Origin of the sequence: Paenibacillus sp. CFBP13512 (assembly GCF_005233705.1) — a bacterium.
Lineage (GTDB): Bacteria > Bacillota > Bacilli > Paenibacillales > Paenibacillaceae > Saccharibacillus > Saccharibacillus nuruki.
Map to the genome: position 1 here is coordinate 57,474 of NZ_QGAD01000006.1, position 21,681 is coordinate 79,154.

The 21,681-nt window shown below is 41.1% G+C and carries 21 protein-coding genes; 7 read left to right on the plus strand and 14 right to left on the minus strand.

Annotated elements, in window-relative coordinates:
• Positions 1–85: 85 nt before the first annotated feature.
• The 10 genes from PaeCFBP13512_RS10655 to PaeCFBP13512_RS10700 form a co-directional block, all read right to left on the minus strand.
• Positions 86–1,825, minus strand: a complete 1,740-nt coding sequence (locus tag PaeCFBP13512_RS10655; protein WP_137222982.1) for a methyl-accepting chemotaxis protein — start codon at positions 1,823–1,825, stop codon at positions 86–88.
• A 209-nt stretch (positions 1,826–2,034) separates the two neighbouring features.
• On the minus strand, positions 2,035–2,520 hold the full coding sequence (locus tag PaeCFBP13512_RS10660; protein ID WP_069328701.1) for a hypothetical protein: 486 nt from the start codon (positions 2,518–2,520) through the stop codon (positions 2,035–2,037).
• Positions 2,521–2,575: 55 nt separating this feature from the next.
• Positions 2,576–3,628, minus strand: coding sequence for a type 2 isopentenyl-diphosphate Delta-isomerase (gene fni / locus PaeCFBP13512_RS10665; RefSeq protein WP_137222984.1), 1,053 nt, complete (start codon positions 3,626–3,628; stop codon positions 2,576–2,578).
• A 20-nt stretch (positions 3,629–3,648) separates the two neighbouring features.
• A complete protein-coding gene (locus PaeCFBP13512_RS10670; RefSeq protein WP_069328699.1) occupies positions 3,649–5,127 on the minus strand; it encodes a phytoene desaturase family protein in 1,479 nt (492 codons plus the stop codon).
• On the minus strand, positions 5,124–6,329 hold the full coding sequence (locus PaeCFBP13512_RS10675; protein ID WP_069328707.1) for a glycosyltransferase: 1,206 nt from the start codon (positions 6,327–6,329) through the stop codon (positions 5,124–5,126). Before PaeCFBP13512_RS10675 ends, PaeCFBP13512_RS10670 begins: the two co-directional genes overlap by 4 nt.
• A 4-nt stretch (positions 6,330–6,333) precedes the next feature.
• A complete protein-coding gene (locus PaeCFBP13512_RS10680) occupies positions 6,334–7,071 on the minus strand; it encodes a lysophospholipid acyltransferase family protein (RefSeq protein WP_137222986.1) in 738 nt (245 codons plus the stop codon).
• Positions 7,055–7,849 carry a carotenoid biosynthesis protein gene (locus PaeCFBP13512_RS10685; protein WP_137222988.1) on the minus strand — a complete coding sequence of 265 codons (795 nt, stop codon included), beginning with the start codon at positions 7,847–7,849 and terminating at the stop codon, positions 7,055–7,057. Before PaeCFBP13512_RS10685 ends, PaeCFBP13512_RS10680 begins: the two co-directional genes overlap by 17 nt.
• Position 7,850: 1 nt before the next feature.
• Positions 7,851–8,732, minus strand: a complete 882-nt coding sequence (locus PaeCFBP13512_RS10690) for a phytoene/squalene synthase family protein (RefSeq protein WP_083243577.1) — start codon at positions 8,730–8,732, stop codon at positions 7,851–7,853.
• A complete protein-coding gene (locus tag PaeCFBP13512_RS10695; protein ID WP_137222990.1) occupies positions 8,729–10,192 on the minus strand; it encodes a phytoene desaturase family protein in 1,464 nt (487 codons plus the stop codon). Before PaeCFBP13512_RS10695 ends, PaeCFBP13512_RS10690 begins: the two co-directional genes overlap by 4 nt.
• Positions 10,189–11,739 (minus strand): phytoene desaturase family protein, encoded by a 1,551-nt coding sequence (locus PaeCFBP13512_RS10700; protein WP_069328695.1) that lies wholly within the window; start codon positions 11,737–11,739, stop codon positions 10,189–10,191. The genes PaeCFBP13512_RS10695 and PaeCFBP13512_RS10700 overlap by 4 nt, the downstream gene beginning before the upstream one ends.
• A 183-nt stretch (positions 11,740–11,922) precedes the next feature.
• Between PaeCFBP13512_RS10700 and PaeCFBP13512_RS10705 the strand changes: the two genes are divergently transcribed.
• Both PaeCFBP13512_RS10705 and PaeCFBP13512_RS10710 read left to right on the plus strand, forming a co-directional pair.
• The gene (locus PaeCFBP13512_RS10705) at positions 11,923–13,434 is read left to right on the plus strand and encodes a phospholipase D family protein (protein ID WP_137222992.1); all 1,512 of its coding nucleotides are present in this window, start codon (positions 11,923–11,925) and stop codon (positions 13,432–13,434) included.
• A 221-nt stretch (positions 13,435–13,655) separates the two neighbouring features.
• A complete protein-coding gene (locus tag PaeCFBP13512_RS10710) occupies positions 13,656–14,264 on the plus strand; it encodes an esterase/lipase family protein (protein WP_137222994.1) in 609 nt (202 codons plus the stop codon).
• A gap of 161 nt (positions 14,265–14,425) precedes the next feature.
• Here PaeCFBP13512_RS10710 and cls read toward each other — a convergent pair whose 3' ends face one another.
• Positions 14,426–15,934, minus strand: coding sequence for a cardiolipin synthase (gene cls, locus PaeCFBP13512_RS10715; protein WP_069327776.1), 1,509 nt, complete (start codon positions 15,932–15,934; stop codon positions 14,426–14,428).
• A 177-nt stretch (positions 15,935–16,111) separates the two neighbouring features.
• Here cls and PaeCFBP13512_RS10720 point away from each other — a divergent pair, with 177 nt between their 5' ends.
• The 4 genes from PaeCFBP13512_RS10720 to PaeCFBP13512_RS10735 are packed head-to-tail and all read left to right on the plus strand — an operon-like array spanning position 16,112 to position 18,384.
• Positions 16,112–16,708 (plus strand): TetR/AcrR family transcriptional regulator, encoded by a 597-nt coding sequence (locus tag PaeCFBP13512_RS10720; RefSeq protein ID WP_069327775.1) that lies wholly within the window; start codon positions 16,112–16,114, stop codon positions 16,706–16,708.
• Between the two features lie 40 nt (positions 16,709–16,748).
• Positions 16,749–17,117: a DMT family transporter gene (locus tag PaeCFBP13512_RS10725; protein ID WP_069327774.1), complete on the plus strand. Its 369-nt coding sequence runs from the start codon at positions 16,749–16,751 to the stop codon at positions 17,115–17,117.
• Positions 17,117–17,431, plus strand: coding sequence for a DMT family transporter (locus PaeCFBP13512_RS10730; RefSeq protein WP_069327773.1), 315 nt, complete (start codon positions 17,117–17,119; stop codon positions 17,429–17,431). The genes PaeCFBP13512_RS10725 and PaeCFBP13512_RS10730 overlap by 1 nt, the downstream gene beginning before the upstream one ends.
• Positions 17,432–17,445: 14 nt before the next feature.
• A complete protein-coding gene (locus PaeCFBP13512_RS10735; protein WP_137222996.1) occupies positions 17,446–18,384 on the plus strand; it encodes a 1-phosphofructokinase family hexose kinase in 939 nt (312 codons plus the stop codon).
• An 8-nt stretch (positions 18,385–18,392) separates the two neighbouring features.
• Here the strand turns inward: PaeCFBP13512_RS10735 and PaeCFBP13512_RS10740 are convergent, their stop codons facing one another.
• From PaeCFBP13512_RS10740 to mobA, 3 genes are all read right to left on the minus strand, one after another.
• Positions 18,393–18,593 (minus strand): hypothetical protein, encoded by a 201-nt coding sequence (locus PaeCFBP13512_RS10740; RefSeq protein ID WP_069327771.1) that lies wholly within the window; start codon positions 18,591–18,593, stop codon positions 18,393–18,395.
• Between the two features lie 142 nt (positions 18,594–18,735).
• Positions 18,736–19,407 carry a TorD/DmsD family molecular chaperone gene (locus tag PaeCFBP13512_RS10745; RefSeq protein ID WP_137222998.1) on the minus strand — a complete coding sequence of 224 codons (672 nt, stop codon included), beginning with the start codon at positions 19,405–19,407 and terminating at the stop codon, positions 18,736–18,738.
• Positions 19,408–19,645: 238 nt separating this feature from the next.
• A complete protein-coding gene (mobA, locus tag PaeCFBP13512_RS10750; protein WP_137223000.1) occupies positions 19,646–20,293 on the minus strand; it encodes a molybdenum cofactor guanylyltransferase in 648 nt (215 codons plus the stop codon).
• Between the two features lie 103 nt (positions 20,294–20,396).
• Here mobA and PaeCFBP13512_RS10755 point away from each other — a divergent pair, with 103 nt between their 5' ends.
• On the plus strand, positions 20,397–21,602 hold the full coding sequence (locus PaeCFBP13512_RS10755; RefSeq protein WP_069327768.1) for an MFS transporter: 1,206 nt from the start codon (positions 20,397–20,399) through the stop codon (positions 21,600–21,602).
• Positions 21,603–21,681 lie beyond the last annotated feature (79 nt).

Sequence of the window (21,681 nt, forward strand, 5' to 3'; positions counted from 1 at the left end):
CAACTCCTATTGATCTGAATTTATAAATAAACGAACATGAATTTCCACACTCATTATATATGAGAACCCTCGGTGTGGCAAACAACTATACGATAAATTTATTCGTCAAAGTTTGAAGTTGGCTCGACAGTGTCGTTAGATTTTGAGAGATGGTCGATAATTCAGTAACCGACTGTTCTTGTTCTTGCGCACTAGCCGATACTTCTTCGGTCATAGCAGAGGTTTCTTCAGTCGCTGAAGCGATATAACTGAGTTGCTCTTCTACTTCATGACGAATATTCTGCATATGTGCTGTACGATCTGCTAGATTTACAGCTAATCCGTGTACTTCTTCAGACACTTGGCTCACTTGTTCAAATGTCTCCATACATTCAGTAATCTGAGATTCTTGTCGATCCGCAGACTGCATGGTTGTATCAAATTGACCACTCATGCTATTAATTTGCTCGACAAAGCTACCTAAAATCATATCAATTTCACGAATCGAATCTTCAGACTGTTGTGCTAGACTTCGCATTTCACTCGCAACAACAGCAAATCCTTTACCGGCTTCACCTGCTCGAGAAGCTTCGATGGATGCATTTAATGCTAAGATCTGAGTCTGTTTTACAATACTTTGAACTTGACCACTCACATTCGCCGCTTGTTGTGATTGCTCTGCTAACGTGCGTGACATCAACTGCATATGCTGCATTTGTTGAACATTTTGCTTACCTTGTGTTAACAATCGTTGGTGTTCTTGTGTGACTTGTTCGCGCACTTCAGTAAGTTGGCGAGCGGTATCTCCGAAGCGATCTACATAACTGCCCACTTCATCAATAATCTGTCCTAGACGTTCTGAATGTTGTACTGCTTCATCGGTCTGTTGTGCTTGTTGGGTTGAACCCGTAGCAATCTCATGAATGGCACGAGATAACTCTTCTGTCTGACGTAATGTGCCTTCAGAAACTTTTGAAATATATTGAGACGATTCTTGTAGGGTATGCGAACTGTTCTGAATATTAGTAATCATATCGGTGATATGAGCGACCATTGCATTATTCAAGTCACTGATATCGCCTAATTGATCTCCTGTAATCCGTTTCGATTGTACGGTTAGATCACCTTTAGTGACATTTTCCATACTCGTCTTGATCTCGCCCACTTGACGTAACATCCGGCGAATAAATGCCATTGCACATAAAACAGCAATCAAGAGAACTATTGTAAATACAGGAATAACCATTTGATATGCCTGTTTTAATGTACTGGAATAGACTGTATTCACAGCACTTGCCGAAATATCGATTCCCAAGTATCCGACCGTTTTTCCACTTGGGTCTTTGATCGGTGAAAAGGTAGAAAATAATTCTCCCCATGTCGGATCTGTAGCTACATCAGTAGTCACCATTTGTTCTGATAATACCTCTGGAGCAATCCCTGAACTAAATTCAAATTCGTCTCCGTATTTGCTGTAGTCCTCATCATCCCATGCGGCTCCGTCCACTGTATAGAACCATTTTCCATCCACATAGTTAAACAAATAAATATATAATGATCCCGTTTCTTGACGTAACATAGTCAACTGGTCACGAAGATCGCGATATTCTTGAAGTTGTTCTGGATTTTTACTCGTGCCTAGCTTTTCAATAGCAGCTAAATTAAGATTAGCAATCGTATTTTTAGCTAAGTTTTGGTTGTTATACTGCATTGTAGATAAAGCAGCATCTTTAATTAATATTTGTGTAATAAACATGGTTAATACAGCCACTATAATCAATGGCACGATAATCATAAGATATAATTTCAAGCGTAACCCTAACTTAATTTTTTTGCCCCTTTTCACTGATGTTGCCTCCTTCATACCTCTATCTATTCTGTAGTCCTCAAGATGCCTAACTACATATATATCGTACAAAAGGTGTGAGTTTTGAAGAGGAGCTGCAAAAAAATATAGTTAATTTGTACTATTATTCAGAAATTTTCAGAATTCTTTCAGAAATAAAGATAGAAATCCAAAATAGATTGGATTTCGAGATACAACGGATCTTTAATTTAAGAAGAAGGAGGATATAATTCTAGAAAGCGCTTGGTGGTCAGACTGAACCGATCCCAGTTTTTGCGATGAGGTAAAAATCCTTGTGTGGAGACTTCTTGTGAAAGAACTTCAATCTGTTCAAAGCGGGCAAAGAACGGCAAAACATAATCATCGATATACCGACAAATTTCTTCAATAACCCGCTCTCGCTCGCTGATGGTTATGACATGATAACTATCTATATTTTTGTATTTACGCGTCAAATTTACAATCGGACTGATAAAAACACAATTGGCATCAGGAGGTGCTATTGCTGTCTCTACACTTACAAATACACGCAATTCACCGTACTTGGAGCCTGTAAATGAAATATCAAATGTAAAGTCACCACTTTTTTGACGGAGACATTTTTTGCTTTTTAAATATTTAAAAAGAGGTTGATATCGTTCTGCAATCTGTTGAATCGTATGCTGGCGTGCTTGTTCGGCTTCGGATACAGCCATATGTTGACTCCTTTCTGCCCAAAGGATAACTATTTTTAGATATATATGACTATACTTATACGTTCGAACGCAAGCGTGTGGTCGATTGTAATGCAGTGATATCTCCTGCTCCAATACCCAACATGGCGGCGGATAATTCAAATTCAACTTGAGCTAATACTTGTTCTAACGCTTCTGTGGATTCTACAGCCGCTCCTAATAACGATCTTCCAAATCCAGCAAAGTCGGCTCCTAATGCAATCGCTTTGGCGGCATCGACTCCATTTTTGAGTCCACCGCTACCGATGATGGTCATTTCGGGCAGTTCTTGACGGACATCTACGATACACTCTGCTGTCGGTGTGCCCCAGCCTGCAAAAGCTTCAGCAGCGGCGCGGCGTACAGGATCAATACTGCGGAACTTTTCGACCTGGCTCCAAGATGTTCCACCTGCACCAGCCACATCTATAAACGATGCTCCTGCATCCACTAACAAGCGAGCGGTCTCTCCATCGATTCCCCAACCCACTTCTTTGATACCGATCGGTACTTCTAACTGCTTGGCGATCTGTTCAATCTGTAACAATAAACCGGCAAAATTAACATTACCTTCAGGCTGAAAAACTTCCTGTAAACTGTTCAAATGAAGCACCAATGCACTGGCTTCAGCCAGATCAACAGCACGTCGACATTGATCAATCCCAAATCCATAATTCAACTGCACAGCACCTAGATTCGCTATAATCGGAATATTTGGCGCTTGTTGACGCACATTGAAAGTAGCTGCTAACTCATCATGTTCTATGGCAGCTCGTACAGAGCCTAGTCCCATCGCCCAGCCACGTTGCTCGGCTACAGTCGCTAAACGTTTGTTAATATCTCCGGTAGCTTGACTACCACCTGTCATCGAACTGATTAGTAAAGGTGTGGCAACCGGTTGATTTAGAAAAGAAGTTTGTAGTGAAATAGTGGCAAAATCCAGTTCTGGTAAGGCTTGATGGCGAAAATGATACTTTTCAAAACCGGAAGTTACGCCTTCTCCTGCTACATTTTCTTCCAGACAAAGACGAACATGAGCACTTTTACGATCAGCAATCTGTCCTTCAGGTATTATTTCTTCAGATTTCATAATGTGCCCTCGTTTCGATTCTAATGTTGACTTGCAATATGTTTAGCAACAAGTTGGCCTGATAATGTCACAATCGGTGTGCCTCCACCTGGATGTGTTGTTCCACCGACATACCATAATCCTTGTACATCACGGCTTCGATTACCCGGACGGAAAAAAGTCTGTTTTACCGAATTGGATGAAATACCATAGATCGCTCCTTGATGAGCATACGTATCGCGCTGAATATCAGCAGGCGTATAATGCTCCCAGACCGGTCCTTGTGAAATATCTTCCAATCCATATTGTTCTAACAATGCCGCAATCTTATGTCCATAGGCTTGACGCTGTAGTTCCCAATCCCACTCCTTTGACAAATAAGGAGCATTGGCTAAAATAAACAAATTACTACTCAGCGGCGGAGCCATCTGGGCTTCAGAATAACCTGAATAGCAAATATATAATGTTGGTAATGTTGGCGGACGCTTTTGCCCGAAGATCGATAGAAATTCAGGTTCATATTGTTCCGGAAAAAAGACCGTATGATGAAGCAGTTGATCATATTGACGGGGTACACCTGCAAGTGTCACAAAGCCAGATAATGAAGGCTCATACCGATCGATCTGCTTATCACTAAGTGAAGGGCGTTCATGTTCATCTAATAACATCTGACTCATACTGAGCACATCACCATTAATAATCACAACAGGGGCAAAATAATCACCTAGACTACTTTCTACACCAATGGCTTTACCTGATTGTACCAAAATTCGGGAGACTTCTGTGCCTGTTCGTATCGATACACCTAATTCAATAGCCAGCTTTTCCAATCCCCGTATTAACTGATATGTACCTCCACGTACTCCATACACTCCAAGCTCTGCTTCCACATGACTAAGCATGGCAAATATAGCGGGTGCTTGATAAGGCGAAGCGCCAACATAAGTGGCATACCGTCCGAATAACATCAATGTATTGGGATGGCGAAAATATTTGCGCAATAACGATTGTAATGTTGTTAATGGATGTACTCGCAGTAAGCCTTTGCCCATAGATGGCTTTATTTTATCACGCCATGACAGTAATAAGGTATTTAGAAATTGATTATTCGCTTCCAGATACATCTGCTTCGCTTCTGCTAAAAATCGAGGATATTGAAGCGCATCTTCAGGGCTATAGATTGCAATCTGTTCCGCTGTCACTTCAGCATGACGACTTAAGTCTACCACTGATCCATCTGCAAAAATATTACGTGTACGTGGTTCTAGATCATACAAATCTACATAGTCTTCTATCTGTCGTCCAGCTTGCTCAAATACACTGCGGAATACATGAGGCATTGTGATCGTGCTTGGTCCACGGTCGAACTGATAACCTGATTTTTCTATATGTTGTAATTTGCCACCGACCGTCAGTTGCTTCTCTAAAATAGTCACATCATATCCGCGTGAAGCTAGACCGATGGCGCAAGATAATCCACCGAAGCCAGCGCCAATAATCAGCGCTTTGCGATCACTCATCCATAATTCCTTCCTTTCCAATTGTAACCTGTACCATTGGCTCCTGCACGCCAAGAATCCATCATAATCCCGATCAGACAAGCCGCACTAACAGGCATGTATATTCCCATCCAGATCGGCTTACCATGATAGACATCAATGATGCTTTTGGTGATCATTCCAATCAAAATACTGAGCAATGACCAGCCAATCAGCATGGTATCTAAGGTACATAGACTATAGATCAATGTAATCACAGGCAGAATAAATAACAGTGCATAATAAATAGAAATCCCGATCGCTAGCAGAGGACTACGTCCTGCACCTACAAAAATATTCTTTTTATAACCTTCCCAGACTTGTCCCGCATTGCGGTACATACGAGCAGATGTATAATGCTGTACATTAGCCAGTGTCACCGGATCACCGATTCGCTTGACTGCACGAGCTAATTCCATGTCTTCTACAATCTGAGTGGAAATTCCTTCATGTCCTCCTGAACGAGCATAACTGTCCGGGTGAATCATTAACCATGCCCCTGTCACAGCCACAAAGAAAGGGCTACGACTACGACGAACCATCATAATCGGCAAATGATACGCAATCACAAATGACATCATGGGTACAAGAATCTTTTCTAACCATGTGCCTGTCTCCATGCGTGGAAATCCACTAATTAGACCTTTGCCTTGAGAACGTGCGGTAACCATTGCGGCTTCTAGCCCTTCTACTTCTAGTCTTACATCTGCATCAATAAATAACCACCAGTTCCCTTGAGCATGTTGCACCAGTTGATGACACGCATATGATTTGCCCATCCAGCCGTCTGGTAAAGGATCACTATGAAAAAGGCGTACCCGATCATCTTGCTGCATCACTTGCTGAATCTCAGCTACTGTACGATCTTCTGAATGATCGTTCATCACCAGCACTTCAATATCAATCGAATCGGTACGACAATTCAATACAGATTCCAAGCACTGACGAATATTAATCTCTTCGTTACGGGCTGGAATCATAATCGATAATATAGGCTTAGAACGCTGATCCTTCCCACTAGTATGGTCTGCTACAGCCTGATCATGCGAGTCTGCCGAAGGTTGATAATAAGTGCTTTGGCTAGATAACGATTTGCCTAATTTGGGCATACGAGATAAATTCCAGATCGTAAATAAAAGCTGAATCGCTAGCCATACTGTAAGTACTTGCATGATCAATAGCATCATTTCACCTTTTTCTTATTTTGCGATATTGATCATATTTCTCATCTACGGTGCGCTTCCTACCAATAAGATGAACTTCATCAGGTAAATATCCTTCTTTGGATAATAGCAATTGCTGGCTATGTTGATCCAACTGTACAGTTAACCTATCTTCTAGCATCTCTGCACAATCGCTGGAACCGATCTGTTTCCAATTTTGGAAAATAGGCTCTCCAATATGTAAAGAAGCTTGCAATCGAGGTTGCTGATACAGTCCATAATGCAACGTGACAGGAATCACAGCTGTTTCCGGTGGAGCTTGTCGTAATAATAATCCGATGCCCGGACGGAACGTTAACGGACGTGTCTCCAGATGGCGAATTTCTCCTTGTGGAAACAGCCATATCCGTTTACTTTGCTCAAGTAATCCTGCGGCATAACGCATACTTTGCCGTACATCGCTAGGACTGCTTTTTTCAATCGAAAAGGCTCCTGCTTTGCGAAAAAAATCATACCGCTTCAATTGCCGTTCTTCCATCATCATATAATGATCGCCTACTGAAGTGCGATTGTATGCATGATACGCCAGCAACCCATCCCACCATGAACTATGGTTCATAATATAAATAACCGGTTGCTGAGCTGGTAAAGCATCTAGCGAACCGGTTATCGTTAAAGAATGAAAATTACGGCGAATAAGATACCATTCATTATACTTTCGAAATACCATTTGAAACGATGCTGATTTACCTGCGGGTATCATAACGATAATTCCCCTCTGCTAAAATAATACCGATCAAGGCAACCATCATCGATCCACCAATATCGGCTTGCCATGCTAACAATCCGAAGAATAATAACATCGCTTGATATAAAAAAGTCGCCTGACGCAAAATCCCTAATGTCAAAATCAAACGCGGCAACACCATAGACAATAATCCACCTACAATAAACCATGCTACAAAATTACTCCACGGCACTCCGTAAAATCCGTCCGTTTCTGCCCAATGCCAGAATCCGCGTGCATGAGCAACTGGGTCAAGCACAAGATCCAAAATGATCACCCATATGCCTACTTTGCATGCACGAATGAGCAGATACATACCTTGATTCGATGTGGATGGACGATCTACCGAAGAACGATGAGAAGAACTGCTTAACAACACGCCTCCTGCGACTACACCAATCCATGCAAATCCTAATGTCCAGGGTACACCATAAATCAAAGCGCCTAGAACAGAGGTATACTCGTATTCTCCAAACGGCCAACCACTATGTACACCAACCCATTCTAAACCCATACCACCTAGCCAGATGATCACGCCAGATACGATAAGGCGTGACCATAGAGGCTTCAGAGAGCCACTGACTGACTGGTCGGACATTTCTTTAAAAAGATCTGCCCTATGGATTAGATAGAGCGCATATAATGCATAAAACACGAGAAAAAGTCCATTTGAAAAATCCAATACTTTCGGTACACCTATTGTTAATAACAAGATAGTTCCGATACTATACCAGATCCAAAATAACCAACCCATATTAAGAAACCACCGATCGCTTAAGCATATCTGTAGTAAACCCGTGTCTCATCGCAATTCCGATCAACATATCACGTTTTTGTTCATCTGTAACATACGCGCGCTTGGTGAATACATCGTATTCATTTTCTACAATAACATCCATAATTCCAGCATAGAAAGTCGCAGCTAATTCAACCGTAAATGCACTGGTCTGAGGATAAGCTGCTAAATCGCCAAGCCCTGTGGCAAACCATTGCTCTGCCAAAAAGCGCAATTCATCCATCAATGCGCGAAAACGATCATCGATCACGCCTGCTTCTAACTCTTCTTCTGTATAGTGATGACGTTGCAACAATTCAAGCGGAATATAACGTCTGCCTCGTCTACCATCTTCTCCGATATCACGCATAATATTTACAATTTGCATTCCTTTACCCAATGCGATACCTGAATGACGAATCTCATCACTATGCTCACCTTTAAGCACAGGCAATAACATTTCGCCTACGGTTCCGGCTACAAGATAACAATAATGCTCTAATTCACGCATCGTTGAATAGCGAGTAAACGCAAGGTCATATGTTTGACCGTCCATTTGACGACGGAATGGGGCTTTGGATAATCCCGGAAACTCACTGAATAACCAACGCAAAGAAGGCCAAATAAAGTGTCCTTCTGCGGTCTCTAGCTTATTAAATAAAGCTTGGAGTTCATGAATACTGTATAACGATTGTTCAGGTTCATCTACACTATCATCAATCATTCTACAAAAAGCGTAAATCACATGAACCGCTTCTTTTTGCGGACTTGGGAGCCAGCTAAAGGCATAATAAAACGATGACGAGCCATGACGAATCATTTCTTCACAATTTTGCAAATCAGCCTTTCGGATTGATTTCAAATTCCCAACTCCTTTAACATTTGATGTGCAGCCATCCTTGCTCCTTGCATAACAATAGGTACGCCGCCGCCCGGATGAACCGAAGCGCCTGCTGCATACAATCCTCGAATATGGGGAAAAGGCTTAGGCTGTGGACGATATACACCGGACTGCCCAATCACTGGAGCAATACCGAAGCTTCCACCTCCATATAATCCGCTACGCAAAGCATCTACAGGTGTACGTACTTTAGTCCATTTGATCGAAGAACGAAGATCTGTAAATCCACGACGTTCTGCCGCATTCAGTACATGTTCGACAAGACGTGGTGTATCTTTCTCCCAATCTATACCTACTTCATCGGTCACTGGAATCAAAAAGTATAATACACTATGCCCTTCAGCCGCTGCATCGGGATCAACTGCTACGGGATTAAATACATAAAAAGCAGGGTCTTCTGGCAACTGACGATTACTGAATGCTTGTCTAAGACTATCATTTAGACTAGGTGGTAAAAAGAATTGATGGGTTAACATATCATCCCATCGACGATTGGTTCCCGCATAGATCAGCACACAACCTGATGAAGGTTGATACGGTTTACGACGTGGCTTGGTGATTCCTTTGTCCATTAAAGCTGAAATGTTAGGGAAGTCTCCATTATACAATACGGCATCGAAATGGTGTTTTTCTCCATCCACCTGAACCCCTAGACAAACACCATGCTGAATTTCTAGCTTTTCAACAGTGCGATTAAGCTGAATCTTGATCCCGCGGTCTGCTAATTCTTGCGCCAAAATCTCGGGCAATCTTCCATATCCACCTTTGATCATCCATATACCAAAAGCATGTTCAGCATAAGGGAGCATTGTATACAATCCCGGTGCTTTTTCTGGAATCCCGCCGATATACAGACTTTGTAACGAATAAGCTTCACGCAACTGATCATTTGTAAAATACAATCCCGCAGCACTACTCAGATTACGATACGCTCGAAGATTAAGCATTAATGCTAGATTATCTGGAGTGAAAAAATGTTTCCACTTGGGAAAATCACGCTCTAGAAATGAAGCTTGTCCTCTAGCAAATAATGGACGCATTTCACGCATAAAGCGGCTAAAGTTAGCACCTTGCCCCGGGAAAACACGTTCTACTTCTTCTGCCTGCACTTCAGGCTTGCGATGTTTGGTGAGTACTTTGCCATCTGGATAATGAACACGATACAGTGGATCACATTCAATCAATGGAATTTTGTTACGTGCCACACCAGCTTCTTCCATAATACCATGAAGCATTTCAGGTAGCAGTACAATTGTCGGTCCTTGATCGATCCGTTCTTCCCCTTCGTACTCAAACGCGATGCGTCCACCAACACGATTGCTTTTCTCAAATATAGTTACTTGTACACCTTGCTTGCTCAGTAGTAAAGCCGTTGTTAAGCCACCTATACCGCTACCTACGATTGCTACATGCCGTTTCATGAATGAGTAACCTCGGTCATCACTTGATCGGCATGAGTCTCATCGGTAATCACGATTCCATCCTGCTTAAAGATCATACTGGTACTGATACGTGCAGATTCAAAAATAGTCGGCAATCCACTACCCGGATGCGTTCCTCCACCTACTAGCCATACACCATCTAATTCTTCAAAACGATTATGCGGACGGAATGTCATCATCTGATCCAAGTGATGCGTTAGATTAAACGTTGCTCCTTGATATACATCTAATTGTTGTTCCCAATCCAGCGGTGTGAAAAAGCTCATTTCTTCAATCCGTTCACGCAAGTCAGCTAATTGAGGAATCATCTCTGCTCGAGATAACATCTGTTCTTTCACTTGTTCACGCTTCGCTTCCCAGTCCGTTTCACCTGTTAAGTTCGGTGTTGGCATCAAAATGTATAGTGCTGTTTTGCCAGCAGGGGCCAGTGTTGGGTCTAAAACGGATGGATTATGAACATAGATCGATGGATCTTCTGATAATGTTTTTTTCTTCATAATCTCATCTACATTGCGATGATAATCTTCAGAGAAATGCACCGAATGATGGGGTAGATCAATAGCTCCATCGACACCTAGATATAACATCGCCGCAGAACAAGAATATTTTTTGGCAGCTAGCTTGTCTGGTGAATATTTGCGCAATACACCGGGTGCAAATAATTGATTCATCGCTGTAGAGAAATCAGCATTAATTACAATATGATCTGCATATACAGTCTCCCCATTGTCCAGTACAACCCCCTTGGCTGTACGTCCTTCGGTAATGACTTGTTTCACGCCTACACCTGTATGTACGTGACCTCCGTGTTCAGAGATTACTTTAGCCATACTTTCGAATATAGCGTTGATTCCGCCTTTAGGATGAAAAAGTCCATAACGGTGTTCCAGATACGACAAAATCGTAAAGGTTCCCGGACAATCCCAAGCAGACATTCCTAAATATTTAGCTTGAAAAGCAAATGACATCTTCAATCGCTCATCTTTGAAATATTTAGACAATCGTCCATATACCGTATCGTTCAGATGAAGCTTAGGTAATGCGCGGAATACATCACTACGCATATAATCGGTCAAATTGGAAAAAGGTCTCCGCAACAAAGGCATGACTTTTTCCAGCTTCACATCTTCTTCTTCCAGATAACGATAATACCCCGCCTCATCACCGGGGAAAAGCGTTGCGATCTGCGCAGCCGTATCTTCTCGATCTCGTGAAGGTTGGAATACTTTATCACCGAAATGTAAGCTGTACATTGGTGTTAATTCTTGCATGTCTACATAATCATATAGTGAACGCTTGGATACACGGAATAATTCTTCGATCAAATGAGGCATCATTAAAAAAGTAGCTCCGCGATCGAAACGATACTCCCCTAGCTTCAATTGTGAAGAACGTCCACCGACAACAGACTGTTTCTCGTACATGTTCACTTCATATCCCTGACTAGCAAGTAACATTCCTGCTGCGAGTCCTCCTGGGCCTGCTCCAATGACGATTGCTTTTCGAGTTGAATGATTGGCTTTCATTACAGTCCCCTTTGTTAAAATGGATTTCATAAATACATTAAGTTGTATAAATTCTTTTACTATAATTAATATATAAACTTCCGAACCCCTGTTTGCAACTCAGTCTGCGTCAAAATTAATGTTTTGTTGTTAATGAATAGGTGGAAGTGTATGAATTACGCTTTCGGAAGGGGACAAAAAGAGATGAATTCTTTTTCAAATAATCAATCACCGATTCATGCTTCGCAGCGTAAATCACCCCGTAGATTTCAACGTTCCCATTGGGTTCGTTATGTCCTCGGCCTACTGATCGTCTGGCTTATCGCCGTTATGATCTATCAGACGAACAAACCTTTACCGCCTGGCGTATCTTATGAAAGCCCACTTTACACAGTGGATCATGTTAATTTTTACTATGATCTCACGTATCCCGCACCAGGTACAGGGGACCGATTTACACAAAAACGACAAATTTATGACAGAATACTTAAAATGATCGATTCGGCTCAACAATATGTGATTATTGATATATTTTTATTTAACGATTATGTACATAAAGGGCAAAAATATCCTAAATTGAGTGAAGGATTAGCAGATAAGTTAATCGAACGCAAAAAACAGGTGCCTAACCTCAAAGTGGTATTTATTACAGATGAGGTGAATACGAATTACAATTCAGGTCCTAATGGATTACTGGAAAAGCTTAAAAAGAATGGCATTGATGTGGTACTGACAGATGTCGACTCACTTCGTGATTCTACACCGGTGTACTCTGCGATCTGGCGTACCTTTTTCCAATGGTTCGGGCAAGAAGGCAAAGGATGGGTACCGAATATGATGGCGACTGATGGACCTGATGTCACATTCCGTTCGTATCTGAAACTGATTAATGTGAAAGCCAATCATCGCAAAGTCGTAGCGACCGAAAATAGTGCACTGGTTTCTACAGGTAATGTGCATGATGCGAGTGCTTATCATTCCAATATCGCTTTTGAAGTGCAAGGACCTATTATCGGTGATATTCTAAAATCAGAACAAGCGGTGATCGATCTCTCGGGTAGTTCGGTGCAATTGCCTACCTATAAAGCGCCTGCGGGAACAGCAAACAAACCGAAAGGCGAAGTTCAACTACGTTATATTACCGAAGGTAAAGTATTTGATCGGTTGCTTGAAGCGATTGCAGACACTAAGCAAGGAGATACTTTATGGATGGGTATGTTCTACTTAGCTGATAAAGATGTTACGAGTGGGCTAATGGAAGCGTCCAAACGTGGAGTTAAAATTCAATTGATTCTTGATCCGAATCAGAATGCTTTTGGACAAGATAAGATCGGTATTCCGAATCGTCCTGTAGCTGCTGAGCTCAAAAATGCTTCTAGTGGCAAAATTGATGTTCGCTGGTACAACACTACCGATGAGCAGTATCACACCAAAATGATGTATATCGACAAAGCATCTGGTAATGATCTGATTATCGGAGGTTCTTCTAACTTTACGCCACGTAACCTGAAAGATTACAATCTGGAAAATGATCTTTGGATCTCTGCTCCAGGGGATAACGATCTGATGACCGGTGTAAATAAATACTTTACGATGTTGTGGAACAATAAAGGCGAAGAATATACGTTACCTTTAAGTGCTTATCAAGAAGATACGACATGGCTAAAAGATATCGCGTATCGTCTACAGCTAATTCTTGGATTTACAACATTCTAATAAATACTTTATTCATTCTTACATTGCTAAATATATCGGTATAACCTCAAAGAACGATCTTTCCTTTTGCGAACAATACAGAAGGAATAGATCGTTCTTTTTTTGCGATACCTAAAGTTAATAATTCCAAAAAGGGTTTACAAGCGAGTGTATTCGTTATATAATAATTCATATTTTGGTAAATTTATGTATTATAGAACACAACAAAAGGGAGATTGATTATGAAGAAAGTAAGTGTATCTTTGCGTTTGGTGCTATCTGTATTGCTATTATCTGTTTTTAGTTTGGGTGTTTTCACACCAAATCAAGCCACTGCGGCTACAACACGTACACCAGTTATTTTTGTTCATGGACTTGGAGGAACAGCAAGCAACTTTACCTACATAGAAAGCTACCTAAGTCGTCAAGGTTGGGCTTCCAACGAACGATACGCCATTGAACTTCCTAGCAAAAGCGGTAACCAATTGCTAAATGCCGCTACAATCAGCCGTAAAGTTGATGAAGTATTAGCACAAACAGGCAGTCAAAAAGTAAATATTGTTGCTCACAGTATGGGTGGAGCCAACAGTCTGTATTATATTTTGAACAACGGTGGTCTTTCTAAAGTCGATAAATTAGTAACGATTGGCGGCGCTAACCGCTTAACGACTAGCAGAGCACCAGAAGGTATCAAAGTGACTTCGATCTACACGATCAATGACCAAATCGTCGCTAACCAATTGTCGATGTTAGATGGAGCCAACAATATCCGTGTCTTCGGTATGGCGCATATCGGACTACTATACAGCCCTTCTGTAAGTGCTCTAATCACAACAGCACTTGAAGAATAATCCTATGTACCAAAAAGCTGACCTTGATAGCTAAGGTCAGCTTTTTTTGTGCTCTATCATTTTATGATCTATAGATAAATAGTGTATCTTTATTCATTTATAAATAGCATTGTGATAGTTGATCATCATATTAGTATAGTAGAAAATCTATATAGTACTTTTTACAACATCGGTGAAATAAGACGGGCGGCTGATTCGACAAGACGTTGCATCACTTTACGGCGAGCAAATCGATCTTGAATAATCAAACTGGCTGAATTCAGATCACGTTCAAAATCCCGTACCATCTGATGCACACTTTCTGTCTCTACCAACAAAGCATTCACTTCGAAATTCAAATGAAAACTACGCATATCCATATTCGCTGTACCGATTGTCGCAATCTCCCCATCTACAATCAACAACTTGGAATGTAAAAATCCTTTTTCATATTCATAGATACGTACTCCTGCTTCAAGTAATGTCACAAAATAAGAATGAGAAGCATAAAAAGGAAGTCGCTTATCCGGCTTACCTGGAAAAAGAATACGTACATCCAACCCCGATAATGCCGCCATCCGGAGTGCGGTCAGAATACTTTCATCCGGTATAAAATACGGAGTCGCTAACCAGACTGATCGCTTGGCTGACGTAATCATCGAAAAAAATACATGCTTAAGCACACGTAGATCATTATCCGGCCCACTTGCTATAATCTGCACGGCTCCACTTTGAGAAGCGATTAATTGTGGAGAAAAATAGACTTGATCCAGACAGGTCTCTCCTGTCACATGGAGCCAATCTTGCAGAAAGATAATCTGTAATGTGCGTACCCCTTCGCCTTTGATCTGCATATGGGTGTCACGCCAGAAACCATAAGTCTGACTGCGACTCAAGTATTCATCACCTACATTCAGCCCACCTATAAATCCGATATTGCCATCGATCACCACAATCTTACGGTGATTCCGATAGTTCACCTGACTGGACAATAACAAGATGCGTGCTTCGCCAAATACACCCACTTGTACACCCGCTTCTCTCATTTCTTGCAGAAACAAACGAGGTAATTGCATACTTCCTACTGCATCGACCATAAAGCGAACTTCAATACCTTGTTGCGCTTTTTCAATTAAAATCTGCTGAATCCGTGTGCCAATATCATCTGCACGATAAATATAATATTCCATATGAATATGATGTTCGGCTGTTTCTAACGCTTCTAACAAAGCGGTAAATGTCTGTCCACCATTGGTTAAGATCGTTGTCTCTGTCGCTTGTGACACAGGAGTTACCGCTAAGTTCTGCGACAGACGAAGTAACAATTGATGATCTTCGCGAAAAGAAGATAAATCCAGTGCAGTCAGCATCCCTGCATTTTCGATCATCTGGTACACTTGCCGATCTCGCTTCGCTTTCTTTTCATACTTATGACGCTTGAATACATTTTGTCCGAACCAGAAGTAAAAAAATACACCGACAACTGGCAATAAAGCTAATAAGAGAATCCATGCCATTGTTACCGCAGGCTGCCGATTATCTATAAAAATAATAAATCCAATCGAAATCACACTCAGTGTTGAAAAAATACTGATAATCGTTCCGGTTGTGGGACCAAGTAGATCGAATCCTACATAATAGAGACCAAATAGTAAAACAATAATAAATACCCCTAGAACACCTTTACGCAATATCATCAACTCCTGTCTTCCTCTTCAGAGTATGTACGTAACTGAACGAGAAGATGTCGCATAACTTTGTTATACATATATCCTTCTTTACAAGGAATGACACTTTATTCACCTTTCTTGACAAACAAGATCAAAAAGACAATAATATTACCTAACGACCGTTAGGAAGGTGCTTATATGACTACAAAGCCTCAGCTATTAACGATAGCTCTTTCTCATTTTGCGCAAAATGGATATGAAGGCACTTCATTAGCAGATATCGCGAATGAAGCAGGTATCAAAAAACCTTCGATCTATGCTCATTTTAAAAGCAAAGAAGATTTGTTTCTGCATGTACTTCGTCAAACTTTAGCTGAATTCAAGCGACGAATTATTCGCTATATGATTCGTCATGTTCATATACCATTAGAACAACGTCTTTATCAGTTAATTGCTTTTTTACAACAGCAATATTCTGATGACCCTATCATCAAATTCGTGATGCGGATGTGTTTTTTTCCACATTCGGCTTCAGAAAAAGAAATTGTACCTCTGGTGTATGGTTTGATTGATGATTTGGAAGCCAGACTTTTACGATTATTCGATGTGCATGTCGATCAGCATGATCTGCTATTAGTAGTCACTACTACAGAAGCGGCCAAAGGATATATGACTGTAGTCGATGGCGTGATGATCGATATGTTATACAGCGAACCTTCTCGCTCTGTACAACGGTTAAATGTGATCTTCCCGATTTACTGGCGAGGCATCACCCCTTCAGGAACTACAATTTGATAGAAACGTTTAACGAACGATAAAGGAGATTAGATGTGTTATGAATCGCAATTGGTTGTACGTATTAATCGGAGGATGTATTGAAGTGGTCTGGGTATCTGGACTCAAACACGCTGCAACTCCAATCGAATGGTTATTCACAGCTATAGGTATTGCTATTAGCTTTTATCTTATTATCAAAGCATCTACTCGCTTACCAGTGGGTACAGTATATGCAGTATTTACAGGAATCGGTACAGCTGGAACCGTCGCTGCGGAGATGATTATTTTCGGCGAACCGTTCCACTGGCTCAAAGTGATCTTGATATTAGTATTGATGATCGGTGTAGCAGGATTAAAATTAGTAACAGACAGTGGCGTCAAAGCAGAAGCTCAATCTGCGGCTAAAGTGAAAGCAGGTGAAGCATAATGTCTTGGTTAGCTCTTGTTGTTGCTGGTGGATTTGAAGTAGTCGGTGTGATTATGATGAATCGTATCGTCCGTCACAAATCGTTACTCAATTATCTTTTGATGATTATTACATTTGCAGGTAGTTTCTCTTGTCTTACTGTGGCGATGAACGGTATTCCGATGGGAACGGCTTATGCGATCTGGACAGGAATCGGTACCGTCGGTGGTACATTAGTCGGTATGTTTATGTACGGTGAAGCCAAAAGTGGACTACGTATTTTGTTTATTGCTATGATTATCGCCTCGGCAATCGGACTTAAATTAATCGCTTAAGAGGTGAACAACTATTGATTACAACGGTTACGTTAAATACAGCGCTTGATATTATTTATTCTGTTCCTACGCTTCATATTGATCATGTACATCGCTTACCGGGAATCACTGTTCCGGGGGGCAAAGGGATTAATGCTGCACGTGTTGTTCATATGCTAGGCGAATCGGTAACAGCTACCGGCTTGATCGCAGGATATAATGGACAGAAAATGCAGTCCCTTTTACAACAAGAAGGTGTAGCTTGTGAATTTACCGAAGTGCAAGGAGAAACAAGACTGGCGATTACTGTACTGGATCAACAGCAACGCACCCAGACTGAATTTATCGAACAAGGATCTTCATATGTAACACCTGAATCGTTGATCCTTTTGGAAAAGCAGGTAGAACAGTTAGCAAGTGTATCTGCATGGGTATTATTTTCCGGTAGTATTCCTGAAGGATGCCCTGCTGATCTGTATGCGACCTTAATCCAGATTGCTAAAACTAAAGGTGCTCAGACCGCTTTAGATGCTAGCGGAGAAGCGTTACGTTATGGATTACAAGCTTCACCTGATCTAGTGAAACCTAATGAAGATGAAGCTTGTGCATGGGCAGGCATAGCTCCCAGTGATCACTATTCAGAGGAGACATTAGATGGTGTACTGACAGCAATGTTAGATCATGGTGTAAAAACAGCTACGATCTCTTTGGGTAAACGTGGAGCCATAGCGGCTCAAGGCTCCCTGCGGTACAGAGTACATGTGCCAGAGCTTGATATTATCAGTGCGCTTGGAAGCGGAGATGCGATGGCAGCAGGTATGGTAACCGCAGCTTATCGTGGTGGTGATCTTGCAGAAATGCTTCGTTATGGAGCGGCTTGCGGTAGTGCTTGTGCTCTGCAACCGATCGCTGGCAAAGTAGACCTTCAAGATGTACAACAACTATATCAGCATATAAAAGTAACCCCTGAGTAAAGAAGTACTCAGGGGTTTTTGGTATGCGAACCGAATCGAACATCCATATAGATTTGACCTGTATCTCCATCGCTCACTACAAAATTGATTTCTTGTGGCACTAATTCTTTTAAAGCATATTGGCGTGCCCAATCTAACGATGGAAATTCCGCTCTTCTGTCTACAGCCTTTACGACAATACATTGTTTGAGGCAATAATATTTATTCAAGGCGGTAAACCTCCCTTATCACTCATTAGACTGTATTTTCTAATTTGACACAGTGAATTGGAAATAAATTACTTATATTTTCAAAATCAAAGCAAAAATTCCCTATTTCAGATCATGTGATCTATAAAATAGGGAATTTGAGTTAGGGTAAGCGATTCACGATCTGTTGTAATTCTTGTACATCATGTTGAAGATACGTCGGTAACATCTGTGCCCATTCACGATACAAAGGACTGCAAGTAGTTTTGCCAAGTTCAGCGCAGAATGAAGGTACCCATGGAATCAAATAATGTTCTAAAAATTCGATCTGCATTTGAGCGATCATTTTGCGGCTAGAGGAATGCATATCAGTCTCTGCCGAACGTTCTGCCAATAACGCCATAAATTCCAATTCAATTCCGATATGATCATCTGTTTCATGATCCATTTTTTTGAAAGCAATTCCTGCCCGTGCATAGACAGCATTCACAACAGCTTCATACGCCGTACGTCCTTGCTCATTCGTTAAATAGTAGGAAGCTTGTGGTGGATAGCTAACATGTTGATCTTGCTCGAACAATTGACTGTATTCTGCACATTCCTGACGAGCATATTGCATAATATCATTCAACATCGTATTTTCTAACGTATGAAGCAGTGCATAGTCATTGGTAAATAGACGATTGATTTTGGACGCTTCTTTTTTCCATTCGATCAACTTGGACAATGTAGGTTTGCGTTCTAACATTTCGCTGAGTAAACGGTAAGTCATTACACGACTGTATAACCATTCTTGGCGAGCTTGGTGGGTTTCCGGTTCTGTATACATAGTCATCTTAAATCACTCCTTGTGATAATATTCACATATTTAAATGATTGAATTCCGACATTGAAGGTTTGAAGCAATATATAGGTTAAATCATTAGTCAACAGCGGTAGTAAGTACTGAAGAAGAGACTTGTTTTTATACTTTTATTGTACTCTATTTTGTAGCGATTAGGGGCGAATTAAGCATACGTTCATAAAATAGTCATGTTTGTCACGCTTTCAAAAGGACTTATGCCACAGACTGGCTATACCAAAGAAGGATATTGCTCCAAAAGATGCAAAACATGCTCATAGGACTGGGGATCATTCATATTATATAAGCTATACTCCGATATACTTTGAAAAGAAGATAGTTCCTTTACATTTGGATCGTACAATGACTCGATTTCTACATACTTTACCTGTTGCTGATCTAACCAATCTCTTACACGCAATTGGTTGTGTGCTAAGGCGGTCTGAAGCGATGGCAGTACACTATAATGATAGACCGCATATAGTGGATGAATACGTCCATGTTGCATAGGAATCACAGCTTGTATCCCTTCTATCCTAGTCTGCTCTATTAGATATTGCATCAGCACTGTACTGGCAAAAGGTAGATCACAGGCACTGACTACATACCATTCACTAGAAATCTGTGATAAGGCTGTATGCAGACCTGATAAAGGCCCTTGTCCGGGAAAAATATCGGGCACTTCGGAGAGCTTTAGAAATGAATAATCAGCATTGTAATTGCCTGCAATCCATAGCGAAGATACAGTTGGTTTTAATGCTTTGGCTACACGTTCGATAATGGTATGATCATCTATAGGCAATAATGCTTTATTTTGACCCATACGGCTTGATTGACCGCCTGCTAAAATAATACCTGTATATTTTAAAGAGGATGGCATAATAGATTATCCTTTCTACTCCAGAAATAAACAAAATTGGTTTGTATCCCTTTTCAACACATGCTACAGTGAATGAAATGTCTGATGAAAGGATTGGCTGGCTTTGCATCCGAATATAAACAACACTACTTTTAGACCACTACGATGGTTTACGTTTTTCATATATGGCACACTGGTTATTTTTACAAGCTTTTTTCAATTATACCTGCAAGATATCGGAATGAGCCAGAGTGAGATCGGTGCTTTGATGGCCATTGGTCCGTTGATTTCATTAATTGCTAATCCATTTTGGGGATTTTATAGTGATCGTCTACAAAATGTACGATTTGTTCTGCTGATTATGATGCTAGGCACGTTGCTCATGGTTCAGCTTGTTTTTCATGTGCAGAATTATACGATTATTTATATTGTTATGGCGGTCTTTTTCTTTTTCCAGACCCCTATGTTATCGCAAAGCAATACGTTGATTTTGAGTTATATTGATGGCACACCCAAAAAGTTCGGCGGGTTTCGTTTGTATGGTTCACTGGGTTGGGCATTAACAGCTGTTGTGGCAGGTCCTGTCATCGATCGATTAGGGGTTTCTCAAATCGGTACGGTGTTTACGGTGTTGCTTCTTATTGCAATCGGTATCATTTTGTTATTGCCTCCACAGACCAAGCTACCGGGTGGATCACCGACAATGAATCGGTATGCGATGAAGAAGTTGCTGGGCAATCTGTATTTTGTAGGTTTTATTGTATTTGGTATTTTGGTAGCGATTCCGAATGCGATGAACAGTACCTTTGTCTCGCTCTATATCGTTGAACTTGGGGGAACCAAGTCGATGGTCGGTTGGGCTGTATTTGCTTCTTCTATTTTTGAAGCGGCTTTATTTTTGCTATTTGATCGTTATCTTAAGCGTAATATTTCATTTATGATCGGTTGGTTAGCGATTGTCAGTCTGTTGTTTACATTACGCTGGTTTTTGATGGCAGAAGCGACTAGCCCGTGGGAAATTATTGCGATTCAATTGCTACATGCAGTAACATTCGGTGGCTATTTCTATGTCGGTACACAGCTCACCATGATGTTTGTTCCCAAAGCATTCCGCAGTTCCGGTCAAGCAATTTATACGATGACATGGAGCGGTGTATCCGGTGTGATTGCTGGCTTTCTCGGTGGATGGTTATTCCAGAACTTCGGTTCGGAGCAGATGTATCTAGCCGGTGTTGCTCTTTCGTTTGTGGGAGCGATCGGTTTTGCATCGATGTGGCTGAATGTGAAGCGAACGCAGTACCGAATGGAAGAAGAGGACGAACAGTATTAATGTATCTCATCCTATCTACTCATCTGTAATTTCATCATAGATAACATCAAAAACCGCCCATTTCACTTGTTGAGAAAGG